Origin of the sequence: Streptomyces milbemycinicus, from assembly GCF_002154605.1 — a bacterium.
Classification (GTDB): Bacteria; Actinomycetota; Actinomycetes; order Streptomycetales; family Streptomycetaceae; genus Streptomyces; species Streptomyces milbemycinicus.
Genome location: NZ_MUNE01000123.1, coordinates 1 through 11,560, shown reverse-complemented (window position 1 = coordinate 11,560; position 11,560 = coordinate 1). Strand labels below are relative to the sequence as shown.

The window sequence follows — 11,560 nt, the reverse complement described above, 5'->3', positions numbered from 1 at the left end:
CCGCCAACGACGACGGCACCTTCAAGTCCGACGACGAGCTCAAGGAGCTCTACGAGGGCGAGGGCGTCGACCTGTCGAAGGACACCATCGCCTACTGCCGCATCGGTGAGCGCTCCGCTCACACCTGGTTCGTCCTGCACGAGCTGCTGGGCCAGACCAACGTCAAGAACTACGACGGCTCCTGGACCGAGTACGGCTCCCTCGTCGGCGTGCCGATCGAGCTCGGCGCCAACAGCTGACCTCCCTCCCCCTCCCCTCCCCCTCCCCGAACGTCTCCCCGAACGTAAGGACAGTCACCCATGTGTGGAGCAACGGCCGGCGGCCCCGACGCGTCGACCATCAAGCCCGGCGAGACCACCATCCAGGGATCGGTGACCCGCGACGGCGAGCCGGTCACCGGCTACGTCCGGCTGCTGGACAGCACCGGTGAGTTCACCGCCGAGGTCCCCACCTCGGCCACCGGCCAGTTCCGCTTCTACGCGGCCGAGGGCACCTGGACCGTGCGCGCCCTGGTCCCGGGCGCGACCGCGGACCGCACCGTCGTCGCCCAGAAGGGTGGCCTGGCGGAGGTCGCCATCGCCGTCTGACGCGCACCCGCGCGTCGCGGCCGGACACGGCCGGAGGGCCGCACCCCGGGGTTGGACGCCTCGGCGGGGTGCGGCCCTCCGGGCTGTTCGGGGGCCGCCTCACAGCTGTCCCGGCGGCGCCCCCGGACGTATCCTGGTGGTATGTACGCGCGACGGCGCCACGCATATTTCATCCTGATGGGCGCGTGTCTGACGCTCTTCATCTCGGCGTGGGGCTTCGTGCGCCTGTGGTCCGTCCCGGCCGCCGTCGTGATGTGCATCGTCGCCATGGTGATCCCGCCGCTCGCCGCCATCGTGGCCAACCGCAGGGGGCCGGACGACCGGTGGTGGGACGAGTCGGGCGACGAGGAGTCCGACCGCTGGTGGCGGGAGCTGGACGAGTACAACCACCGCCGTTAGTTCAGTAGACGAGCGCCTGTACGCCCTCCGGCATGATCTCGCTGACGAACACCTGTGCCCCCGCTATCCGGGCGCCCTCGATGAGGTCCTTCTCCTCGATGCCCCGACGGGCCGCGCACTGCGAGCACACCGTGATCGTGCCGCCCGCGAGGATGCCGTCGATCAGCTCCGGCAGCGGCGCCGCATGCGGCAGCTCGAACTCCGCAGCGCGGCCCGGGAGCGCGAACCAGGACGACTCCCCCGTCAGCCACAGCGAGACCTCCACGCCGCTCGCCGCGGCCACCGCCGCCACCGTGAACGCCTGGGAGCACCGCTCGGGCGCATCCGCGCCCGCTGTCACCTTGATCACCAGCTTCTTCGCCATACGGCCAGCCTAGGCCGGGCGGGAGACCTCGAAGAGCCGGTCACCGCACCGGCGACTAGACTCGGCCGCGGTCCATGACCGTTCCGCGAGTCCCAACGGAACGTCCCACTCCTCCAAGGAGCGCGCTCGTGCTTGAGGCAGTCTTCACCACCCTGATGATCCTGGTCGTCGTCGCCACCCTCGGCTTCGCCGCACTGACCTGGAAGAAGCTGTACCAGGGCCAGCGCTGACCCCCTCCCCCGCGCGGCGTCCCCTGGGCCCCGTCCATTCCCTTCCCCTCCCCACAGATCGCCTGGATTCATGATCGAGATCCCGTCCGACCTCCACCCGGACCTCGTACCGCTCGCCTTCCTCCTCGGCAACTGGGAGGGCGCGGGCGTCTATGACTTCCCGGGGACCGAAAAGTGCAACTTCGGGCAGGAAGTGACCTTCACCCACGACGGCCGCGACTTCCTGGAGTACATCTCGCACACTTGGGTGCTCGACGGCGACGGCAAGAAGGTCCGCCCGCTGGAGAGCGAGTACGGCTTCTGGCGGATCGACAAGGACCGCAAGGTCGAGATCGTCATGATCCGCGACCAGGGCGTCGTCGAGGTCTGGTACGGCGAGCTGGCGGAGGGCAAGCCGCAGATCGACGTGGTGACGGACGCCGTGGCCCGTACCGCCGCCTCCGGCCCGTACTCCGGCGGCAAGCGGCTCTACGGCTACGTCAAGAGCGATCTGATGTGGGTCGGCGAGAAGGCCACCCCGGAGGTGCCGCTGCGGCCGTACATGTCCGCGCATCTGAAGAAGGTCGTGGACCCGCGCGAATGGGCCAAGGACCTCAAGGACCTCCCGGACGACGGCATCGCCTTCTTCCGCTGACCGACCGCTGACCGACCGCCCTACACTGGGCACCGTGGCGACCACCGACTGGAAGACAGATCTGCGGGAGCGCGGCTATCGCCTGACGCCGCAGCGCCAGCTCGTGCTCGAGGCCGTCGACCACCTCGAGCACGCCACCCCGGACGACATCCTCACCGAGGTGCGCCGCACCGCCAGCGGCGTCAACATCTCCACGGTCTACCGCACCCTGGAGCTGCTGGAGGAGCTGGGGCTGGTCAGCCATGCCCACCTCGGGCACGGCGCCCCCACGTACCACCTGGCCGACCGGCACCACCACATCCACATGGTCTGCCGGGACTGCACGGATGTGATCGAGGCCGATCTGTCGGTGGCCGAGCCCTTCGTCCGGCAGCTGCGGGCGAGCTTCGGCTTCGACACCGATATGAAGCACTTCGCGATCTTCGGCCGCTGCGCCAAGTGTTCGGCCGATCGAGCGGACGACGGCCCTGGTCCTGAGCCGAGGCCCTAGGTCAGGTCCCGAGCCGGGCCGAGTCGTAGGCTGAGCTCATGAAGAGCCCTTTGCTGTCGCTGCCCGGCGCCGTCCCCGGCGAGGGCCCCGACGAAGGCGTCGCCGCGCACTACGGCGACCTGTTCCGCGAGCAGCGCGCGCTCGCCGACGGCTCCGGCTTCGTGGACCTCTCGCACCGCGGTGTGGTCACGGTCGCCGGCCCGGACCGGCTGAGCTGGCTGCATCTGCTGCTCACCCAGCATGTGAGTGAACTCCCGGCCGGTCAGGCCACGGAGGCGCTGATCCTCTCCCCGCACGGCCATATCGAACACGCGCTCTACATAGTCGACGACGGCGAGACCACCTGGGCCCATGTGGAGCCCGGCACCCAGGGCGATCTGCTCGCGTACCTGGAGAGCATGAAGTTCTTCTACCGGGTGGAGACCGCCGACCGCACCGAGGAGTTCGCGGTCGTCCACCTCCCGGCGGGCAGTATCGCCGAGGCCCCCGAGGGCGCCGCCGTCCGCGAGACCCCGTACGGCCGGGACCTGTTCCTGCCCCGCGCCGATCTGGAGTCCTTCGCCGCGGCGAGCGGCCCGCCGGCCGGTGTGCTGGCGTACGAGGCGCTGCGCGTCGAGGCGCACCGCCCGCGGCTCGGCCTGGAGACCGACCACCGGACGATCCCGCATGAGCTGGGCTTGATCGGCAGCGCCGTACACCTCCACAAGGGCTGCTACCGCGGCCAGGAGACCGTCGCCCGGGTGGAGAACCTGGGCAAGCCGCCGCGTCGGCTGGTCTTCCTCCACCTGGACGGCAGCGAGGTGACGCTGCCCGGCCACGGCGCGCCCGTACGGCTCGCCTCGGAGGGCGCGGCGGGACGCACGCTGGGCTTTGTGACGACCTCGGCCCGCCACCACGAGCTGGGGCCGATCGCCCTGGCGCTGGTCAAGCGGAACGTGCCGGTGGACGCGGCGCTCATCGTGGATACGACAGCCGCGGCACAAGAGGTCGTCGTCGAACCGTAGAGAAAGTCGTAGGCGGGGTCTCAGACCTCGACGATCACCGTGAACGGGCCGTCGTTCGTGAGCGTGACCTTCATGTCCGCTCCGAACCGGCCCGTCTCCACGTGCGCGCCCAGCTCCCGCAGCCGCGCCACGACCTCGTCCACCAGCGGCTCGGCGACCTCGCCGGGCGCGGCCGCGTTCCAGGTGGGCCGACGGCCCTTGCGGGCGTCGCCGTAAAGCGTGAACTGGCTGATGACCAGCAGCGGAGCGGCCAGGTCCGAGCAGGACTTCTCGCCCTCCAGGATGCGTACGGACCACAGCTTGCGGGCCAGCTGCGCCGCCTTCTCGGGGGTGTCGTCATGAGTCACCCCGACCAGGACGCACAGCCCCTGGCCGACGATCTCCCCGACCGTCTCGCCGTCCACGACGACGCTCGCCCCGTTCACTCTCTGTACCACAGCACGCATACGGTCCATCATGCCCTGCCTCCTTCCGGGGCCGATCGGGTGGAAGCGCGCTGCGGACGGACCGTACACAGTGGCACGATGCGTGCAAGCGGTGCGCAATGGGCACAACGCGATCAGCTCGCGTAGCACCGCATGGAGGGGACGGAAACCGCATGATCACATCCGGCACCGGGCAGCCGCCCGGGCCCGCATCGACGCGCCCGGAGAACGGCGACCTGCTCCAGGCGGCCACCGAGGCCCTGCAGCAGCCGGGATTCCAGCCGACAGACCTGCAGCAGCCGGGACTGCCCGCACTGCCCACCCTGCCCGGAGTGCAGCCGCCGAGGCCGCCGAACCAGCGCGGCGGCCGGCAGGCCGACTCGCTGGCCGGGCTGCGGCTGCCGGAGCTACGGGCACTGCGCCGCTCGGCCCAGAGCGAGGAGGCGGATCTGAGCTACGTACGCAGGCTGCTGCAGGGCCGGATCGACATCCTCCGCGCCGAGCTGGCCCGCCGTTCGGCCCCCGGTTCGCCGGGGGCGGTGGACGAGGCGGCCCGGCCCCCGGCCGCGCTGGTGGACCTGCTGCCGGAGATCCTGGTCGACGGCCCGCCAGGACACCGCTCCTCCGCCCGGCATGTGACGCTCGGCACTCCGCAGGGGGCGGAGTCCCGGCGGCTGGCCGAGGAGACGCTGGCCGAGGTCGGCCTGTCCGACCTCCAGGCGCGCACGGACGAGGAGTTGAGCGGTGCGATGGCCCGTCTCGTCGGCTGCGAGCGGCAGATCTCGCGGCGGCGGCGGGAACTCCAGCGCACGGCGGACGACTGCGGCGCGGAAATCACCCGAAGGTACCGAGAGGGGGAGGCACACGTGGACGACCTGCTCTCGTAAGCCCGGATATCCAGGTAGCCCTGATATCCGGGCAGCCCCGATGTCCAGGCAGCCCCCGATATCCAGGTGCGCCCCGCCGCACCGGCCGCCTACGGTGGGGTTCATGGCCCCAGAGATCCGTAAGGTCGACGACTCCGACCTCACCGACTGGTCCCTCGCGCTGAACACCGGCTTCCTGCGGCCCCCGAAGGCGGGCAAGGAAGAGGTCGACATCCGGCGGGCGCAGATCGGTGAGGAACTGGACCGGGTGCAGGGGGCCTTCGACCGGGGCCGTTGCGTGGCCACCTTCCGCAGCTTCGCACAGCGGCTGACGGCGGTCGGCGGGGCCGAGGTGGCTGCCGACGCCATCAGCAACGTCTCGGTCTCGCCCACCCACCGCCGCCAGGGGCTGCTCAGCCGGATGATGGACCGCGATCTGCGCGCGGCCAAGGAGCGCGGCGAGCTGCTGGCGTCGCTGATCGCCGCCGAGTACCCGATCTACGGGCGGTACGGGTTCGGCCCGGCCACCTGGGCCACCCTGTGGCGGGTGGACGTCGCCCGCGCCGGGCTCGACGCGCGCTACTCCGGGCCCGCGTGCGGCGGCCGGGTGGACTTCGCGGACGGCGCCGAGGTACGGGAGCTGGGCCCCGCGCTGCACGAGCGGCTGCGCGCCCGGCAGCACGGCATGATCGACCGCCGCGAGCTGTGGTGGCGGATGAACACCGGCCTGCTGACCTTCCCCTTCCACCAGTGGACTGAGCCGTTCTACGTCGTGTACCGCTCCCCCGACGGGTCCGTGGACGGTCTGCTCGCCTACACCAGCGACGACAAGTGGGAGGGCAAGCGCCCCCACGACACCGCCGAGGTGCTCGAGATGCTCGCGGCCACCCCCGCCGCCGAACGCGCGCTGTGGCACTTCCTGTTCTCCGTCGACTGGGTCACCCACGTCACCACCGATTACCGCCCGCCGGACGATGTGCTGCCGCTGCTGCTTGGCGACCCGCGGGCGGCCCAGGTCATGACGTACGCCGACTTCCTGTGGCTGCGGCCGCTGGACGTCCCCCGGCTGCTCGAGGCCCGTACGTACCCGGTCGCCGGTTCGCTGGTCCTGGAGCTGTCCGACCGCGCGGGCCTGGCCGGCGGGCGCTATCTGCTGGACGCCGGGCCCGACGGCGCCACCTGCGCGCCGACCACCCGGTCCGCCGACCTGACCATGGACATCGGCGAGTTGGGGACGCTGTGGCTGGGTGACGAGTCCGCGGTCCGGCTGGCCGCGCTGGGGCGGGTCACCGAGGAGCGCGAGGGCGCCGCGGCGCTGGCGGATCTCCTGCTGCGTACGTCGCGCCGCCCTTGGTGCCCGGACATCTTCTGAACAGGCCCTGGCGTTACTTCCCCTGGCCGACCAGCAGGTCGGCCAGGTCCCTGACCGACCGACGGAACCGCGTCCAGTCCCCGTCCGCCGTCAGCCGCCGCACCAGTTCCCCGTCGAACGCGGCGAGCAGCATATGGGCCACGAACTCGGCGTCGAGGCCCGGTCTGAGTTCCCGGACCAGCGCGGAGACGTGGGCGTGCCACCCCCGGTAGGTGGGGTCGTCGAACTTGTCCTCGCCACAGGCGCGTTCATGCGCGGCGATCAGGGACAGATGGTGCTCGGCGATGTCGGCCAGCGCGTCGAGGAAGGCCAGCAGCCGCTCGCACGGGGCCCCGTCGGTGCCCAGCGGCGCCGCCTCCTCATCGATCGCCTCCCGCAGCCGGGCCGCGCGGTCGGCCAGCAGCGCCTGGAACAGGCCCGTACGGCTGCCGAAGCGGCGGAAGACGGTGCCCTTGCCGACCCCCGCGGCGGCCGCGACCCGGTCGAGGGACACATGCTCGGCGCCGCACTCCGCCAGCAACTCCTCGGTGGCGCGCAGGATCGCGCGCCGGTTGCGCGCGGCGTCGGCGCGCTCACCGCGCCGCGCGGCGCCCTGCTCTGTCGTGGCCTCGCCCGCCTCTGTCGTGGCCTCGCTCACCGCGCCTCGCCTCCTCGCGTCCGGACAGTCGGCGGTTGTAACCGGACTGCTGGTCCTCATAGTATCCACCACAGCACAACCGGACTGTCAGTCCGGTTCACTCGTCTGCCCTGAGGAGGCAGCCATGAGCAGCGGCACAGCGGCCACCATGCGCGCGCTGATCGTCGATCCCGAGGCGCCGGGGTCCCTGCGCTTCGCGGACGTACCGGAGCCCGAACCGGGTCCCGGCGAGGCCCTGGTCGAGGTGCGGCACGCGTCGCTCAACCTCGGCGAGATACGCAACGGCACCGGTCGGCCGCCCGGCACGATCATGGGCTTCGACGCGTCCGGCGTGGTGCTCCGCGCAGCGGCCGACGGCTCCGGACCGGCGGCGGGCACCCGGGTGACGGGCCTGGCCGCGGGCAGCTGGGCCGAACGCGTCGCGGTGCCCACCGAAAGCCTCGCCGCCGTCCCCGACCCCGTGGACCTCGCGGACGCCGCAGCCCTCCCGGTCGTCGGCATCACCGCCCTGCGGACGCTGCGCGCGGCCGGGAACGTCCTGGGCAAGCGGGTGCTGATCACCGGCGCCTCGGGCGGGGTCGGGCGGATCGCCGTCCAGCTGGCGCGGCGGGCCGGGGCGTACGTCATCGCCTCGGTGGGCTCGCCCGCGCGCGGCGCGGGGCTCAGGGAGCTCGGCGCGGACGAGGTCGTGGTCGGCCTTGAGCCGGTCGAGCAGCCCGTGGACGTGGTCCTGGAGAACGTCGGCGGGCCTTCGCTGGTGGCCGCCTGGAGCCTGCTCGCCCCCGGCGGCAATCTGCAGAGCATCGGCTGGGCGTCCGGCGAGGCCGCGCTCTTCCCGGTGAACAGCACCATCGCGCTGGCCGAGGCCAAGTCGCTCAACTCCTTCGGCGACATCACCCGCCCCGGCCCCGATATCGCCACACTGCTCGGCCTCGTGGCACGCGGCGAACTGTCACCGGAGATCGGCTGGCGCGGCTCCTGGGAGCAGGTCACGGACGCGGCCGACGCGCTGCTCGGGCGGCGCGTACCGGGCAAGGCCGTACTCGACATCGGCCCCGCCGCGAGCGCGCAGCCCGCGGCCCCCACTACGACACGGTGAAAGGCGATCCCATGCGCATCGGACTCCTCCTGAACGTCCTCGGCACCCCGCTCGACACGGTCGTCGAGCAGGCGCGCGACATCGCCGCGTCCGGTCTCGGCACCGCCTGGCTACCCGAGATGGGCGCCTGGGACGCCCTGACCACGGCCGCCGCCATCGGCCCCCAGGTGCCCGGTCTTGCGCTGGGCACCTCCGTGGTCCCGACGTATCCGCGCCACCCGCTGACACTCGCCGCCCAGGCGCTGACCGCCCAGGCGGCCACCGGCAACCGCTTCACGCTCGGCGTCGGGGTGAGCCACCGGCACATCATCGAGGGGCAGTTCGGCCACTCCTACGACCGGCCCGCCCGCCATCTGCGGGAATACCTGTCCGCATTGGTGCCCTTGCTGCGCGGCGAAAGCGTGACGTACGAGGGCGAGACCATCAAGGCCGCCGGCGCGGTCACCGCGCCCGGCGCCGAACCGCCCGCGCTGCTGGTCGGCGCGCTCGGCCCGGCGATGCTCAAAGTGGCGGGCGAGCTGGCCGACGGCACCATCACCGTCTGGGCGGGCAGGGCCGCGCTCGCGGACCACATCGTGCCCACGATCACCCAGGCGGCGACCCGCGCGGGGCGGCCCGCGCCGCGCGTCGTCGCCTTCAAGGCCGTGGGCGTCACCGCGGACCCGGAGACCCGCCGCGCCACGATGGCCGAGCAGTTCAGCCAGGTCGACCAGATCCCGCACTACCGGGCCGTGCTGGACCGCGACGGCTCGGCGGGCCCGCAGGACACCGCGGTACTGGGCGACGAGTCCACCGTCGAGCAGGCGCTGCGGGAGCTGGTCGACGCGGGGGCGACCGAGCTCATCGTCTCCCCGGTCGGCACGCCCGAGGAACAGTCCCGCACGCTGGCCTTGTTGGCGGAACTGGCCGCGTCCTGACCGACGGCTCCACAGGTCCCGGGCCCGTCCGCGTCAGAGCAGGACTTCAGCAGTCGGCGCGCGCCCGGGCCCTGCTCGCCGAGTCTGTCGTGCCGGTTCACCAGCGCGCACTTGTCGATCGACAGACAGCCGCAGCCGATGCAGTCGGTGAGGCTGTCGCGCAGAGTCAGCAGCTGTTCGATCCGCTCGCTGAGGTCCGCGCGCCAGCACTCCGAGATCTGGGCCCAGTCCTCCTTGGAGAGGACATGGTCCTCGGGGAAGAGCGAGAGGACCTCCCGGATCCTGGCCAGCGGGATGCCGACGCGCTGCGAGGAGCGTACGAAGGCGACCCGGCGCAGCGTGTCGCGGGTGTAGCGGCGCTGGTTGCCGGTGGTGCGGCGGCTGTGGATGAGCCCTTCGCGCTCGTAGAAGCGCAGCGCGGAGGCGGGGACGCCGCTGCGCTGGGACAGGTCACCGACCGTGAGTTCATGGGTCTTCCACGACATCTGGCTCATAAGAAACGAGACTAGCTTGACTTCAACCAACGTTTAAGTCCGAGCCTGGCTCCATGGTTACCGACACAGCCACCGACACAGCCACCGACACCGCCACCGACACCGCCACCCGCCCGGCCACCGCTCCGGCCACCGACACGGCCGCCACCACCCCCATCCGCCTCGCGGTCATCGTCGCCAGCACCCGCGAGGGCCGCTTCGGCCCGAAGGTCGCCGACTGGTTCACCAGCCGCACCGCGCTCCACGCCGGTCTGCGCACCGATGTGATCGACCTGGCCGACACCCCGCTGCCCGCGAGCCTCAGCCACCGTCCGGGCCCCGAGGAAGCCAAGGCCCTGGCGGCCGTGACGCCCCGGCTGGAGACCGCCGACGCATACGTCGTGATCACTCCCGAGTACAACCACAGCTACCCGGCCGCCCTCAAGAACGCCATCGACTGGCACTACACCCCCTGGCAGGCCAAACCCGTCGGCTTCGTCTCGTACGGCGGGCTCTCCGGCGGCCTGCGCGCGGTCGAACATCTGCGGCCGGTCTTCGCCGAGCTGCACGCGGTCACCGTCCGCGAGACGGTGAGCTTCCACAACGCCGGGGAGCTCTTCGGCGCGGACGGCACGCTGAAGGAGCCCAAGGGCCCGGAGGCGGCCGCCACGGCCCTGCTCGACCAGCTGACGTGGTGGGCGCGGGCGCTGCGCGAGGCCCGGGCCGCCCGCCCGTACCGGGGCTGACCACGCCCGACCTGGCATGATCCAGGTCATGCAGCGCCCCAACTCCCGGTCCGCACAGCCCACATCCCGTCCCCCACGGTCCAACGCCGCACGCCCCGAACCCGAGCAGGGGCCGCGGCCACGGCCGCGGTCGCAGTCGCTCGCGACCGGTCAGCGGTCCCTGGGGGATCCGGCGGTCCACTACTCCCTGTGGCCGCCGCTCATCAACGGCTGCCCGCGCACCTCCACCGACGCCGTCGCGTACCCGCTGGAGGTCGACTACGCGTACGACCGGGTGCCCGCCGACCTGTTCGGCCGCCCCGCCGCACACGGCCTCGAACGCTGGGCCCCGCTGCTCCCGCCGCTGGCCGCCCCCGGGCTCGGCGAGGGGAACACGCCCCTGGTCCGGCTGCCCGACGGCGTCTACATCAAGGACGAGTCGCGCAACCCCACCTGGAGCCACAAGGACCGGCTCAACCGCGTCGCCGTCAGCGCCGCGAAGGCGAGCGGGGCGCGCGGCGTCGTGGTGGCCTCCTCCGGCAACCACGGCGCCGCCGCCGCGGCCTACGCGGCCCGCGCCGGGCTGCCGTGCGTCGTGATCGCCTCCCCCTCCGCCCCGCCCGCCGTCGCCTCCTTCGTACGCGCCTACGGGGCGCTGGTGGTCACCGGGCCCTACGAGTCGTGGAAACCGCTGACGCGGCGGATCGTGGAGGAGTTCGGCTATCAGCCGGTCAGCAGCCTGACCACCACCGCCCACACCGGCCACCCCTTCGGCACCGAGGGCTACAAGACCATCGCGTACGAGATCTTCCTGGACCTCGGCGAGACGCCCGAGGCGGTGTACGTGCCCACCGGCTACGGCGAACTGCTCTTCGGCGTCTGGAAGGGCTTCCACGAGCTGACCCTGCTGGGCCTGGCCGACCGCACCCCGCGGCTGTACGCATGCGAGCCCGCCGCCACGGGCGCGCTGACCACCGCGATCCGCACCGGCCGCCCCGCCGCCCAGGTCCCGGTCGGGCCGACCGAGGCGTACGGGATCTCCTGCCCCGTGGGCGGCTACCGCGGGGTGGTGGCCGTACGCGAGAGCCGCGGCGCGGCGCTGACCGTCACCGATGAGCAGATGGCCGCCGCCCGCGACGAACTCGCCGGCCAGGGCATGTGGGTCGAGCTGTCCTCCGCGGCGGGGCTGGCCGGGCTGCGCGCCCGCCGGGAGGACCCCGCGCGCCCGGGGGACGCCTCGGGCCCCGTGGTGTGCGTCACCACCTCCAGCGGCTTCAAGGACAGCGCCACCGCCACCCGCGGCCACCCGACCGTGCCCGCGGACTGGGACACCGTCGC

Annotated in this window: 15 protein-coding genes and 1 pseudogene; 12 read left to right on the top strand and 4 right to left on the bottom strand. The window is 72.4% G+C overall.

Annotated features, from left to right (window positions below; translation table 11 throughout):
• The 3 genes from CCN51_RS10785 to CCN51_RS10775 all read left to right on the top strand — a co-directional run.
• A partial coding sequence (locus tag CCN51_RS10785) for a sulfurtransferase (RefSeq protein ID WP_281262461.1) occupies positions 1–239 on the top strand: 239 nt, incomplete at its 5' end.
• Positions 240–299: 60 nt separating this feature from the next.
• A complete protein-coding gene (locus CCN51_RS10780) occupies positions 300–587 on the top strand; it encodes a DUF1416 domain-containing protein (protein WP_014177646.1) in 288 nt (95 codons plus the stop codon).
• Between the two features lie 141 nt (positions 588–728).
• Positions 729–986, top strand: a complete 258-nt coding sequence (locus tag CCN51_RS10775) for a DUF3099 domain-containing protein (protein ID WP_014177647.1) — start codon at positions 729–731, stop codon at positions 984–986.
• Between the two features lies 1 nt (position 987).
• On the opposite strand, the gene CCN51_RS10770 is transcribed toward CCN51_RS10775, so the two are convergent.
• On the bottom strand, positions 988–1,350 hold the full coding sequence (locus CCN51_RS10770; protein WP_014177648.1) for a DsrE family protein: 363 nt from the start codon (positions 1,348–1,350) through the stop codon (positions 988–990).
• A 300-nt stretch (positions 1,351–1,650) separates the two neighbouring features.
• Here CCN51_RS10770 and CCN51_RS10765 point away from each other — a divergent pair, with 300 nt between their 5' ends.
• The 3 genes from CCN51_RS10765 to ygfZ are packed head-to-tail and all read left to right on the top strand — an operon-like array spanning position 1,651 to position 3,708.
• Positions 1,651–2,214, top strand: coding sequence for a heme-binding beta-barrel domain-containing protein (locus CCN51_RS10765; RefSeq protein ID WP_014177650.1), 564 nt, complete (start codon positions 1,651–1,653; stop codon positions 2,212–2,214).
• 34 nt (positions 2,215–2,248) lie between these two features.
• A complete protein-coding gene (locus CCN51_RS10760; RefSeq protein ID WP_014177651.1) occupies positions 2,249–2,704 on the top strand; it encodes a Fur family transcriptional regulator in 456 nt (151 codons plus the stop codon).
• Positions 2,705–2,742: 38 nt separating this feature from the next.
• Positions 2,743–3,708, top strand: coding sequence for a CAF17-like 4Fe-4S cluster assembly/insertion protein YgfZ (gene ygfZ / locus CCN51_RS10755; protein WP_043487143.1), 966 nt, complete (start codon positions 2,743–2,745; stop codon positions 3,706–3,708).
• A 20-nt stretch (positions 3,709–3,728) separates the two neighbouring features.
• Here ygfZ and dtd read toward each other — a convergent pair whose 3' ends face one another.
• Positions 3,729–4,154 (bottom strand): D-aminoacyl-tRNA deacylase, encoded by a 426-nt coding sequence (gene dtd, locus CCN51_RS10750; RefSeq protein WP_014177653.1) that lies wholly within the window; start codon positions 4,152–4,154, stop codon positions 3,729–3,731.
• 152 nt (positions 4,155–4,306) lie between these two features.
• Between dtd and CCN51_RS10745 the strand changes: the two genes are divergently transcribed.
• Entirely contained in the window at positions 4,307–5,020 is a 714-nt protein-coding gene (locus CCN51_RS10745) for an RsiG family protein (protein ID WP_014177654.1), read from the top strand.
• A 103-nt stretch (positions 5,021–5,123) separates the two neighbouring features.
• Positions 5,124–6,371, top strand: coding sequence for a GNAT family N-acetyltransferase (locus tag CCN51_RS10740; protein WP_014177655.1), 1,248 nt, complete (start codon positions 5,124–5,126; stop codon positions 6,369–6,371).
• A gap of 13 nt (positions 6,372–6,384) precedes the next feature.
• Here the strand turns inward: CCN51_RS10740 and CCN51_RS10735 are convergent, their stop codons facing one another.
• Entirely contained in the window at positions 6,385–7,008 is a 624-nt protein-coding gene (locus tag CCN51_RS10735; protein ID WP_014177656.1) for a TetR/AcrR family transcriptional regulator, read from the bottom strand.
• 124 nt (positions 7,009–7,132) lie between these two features.
• Between CCN51_RS10735 and CCN51_RS10730 the strand changes: the two genes are divergently transcribed.
• Both CCN51_RS10730 and CCN51_RS10725 read left to right on the top strand, forming a co-directional pair.
• On the top strand, positions 7,133–8,107 hold the full coding sequence (locus tag CCN51_RS10730) for a zinc-binding dehydrogenase (RefSeq protein ID WP_014177657.1): 975 nt from the start codon (positions 7,133–7,135) through the stop codon (positions 8,105–8,107).
• Between the two features lie 11 nt (positions 8,108–8,118).
• A complete protein-coding gene (locus CCN51_RS10725) occupies positions 8,119–9,024 on the top strand; it encodes a TIGR03564 family F420-dependent LLM class oxidoreductase (protein WP_014177658.1) in 906 nt (301 codons plus the stop codon).
• 59 nt (positions 9,025–9,083) lie between these two features.
• Here the strand turns inward: CCN51_RS10725 and soxR are convergent.
• Positions 9,084–9,509: pseudogene (gene soxR / locus CCN51_RS10720) on the bottom strand (redox-sensitive transcriptional activator SoxR); the annotation flags it as partial.
• 62 nt (positions 9,510–9,571) lie between these two features.
• Between soxR and CCN51_RS10715 the strand changes: the two are divergent.
• Entirely contained in the window at positions 9,572–10,243 is a 672-nt protein-coding gene (locus CCN51_RS10715; RefSeq protein ID WP_014177660.1) for an NADPH-dependent FMN reductase, read from the top strand.
• Between the two features lie 28 nt (positions 10,244–10,271).
• Positions 10,272–11,560, top strand: a 1,289-nt coding sequence (locus CCN51_RS10710; protein WP_245881601.1) for a threonine synthase, incomplete at its 3' end; no start/stop codon positions are given.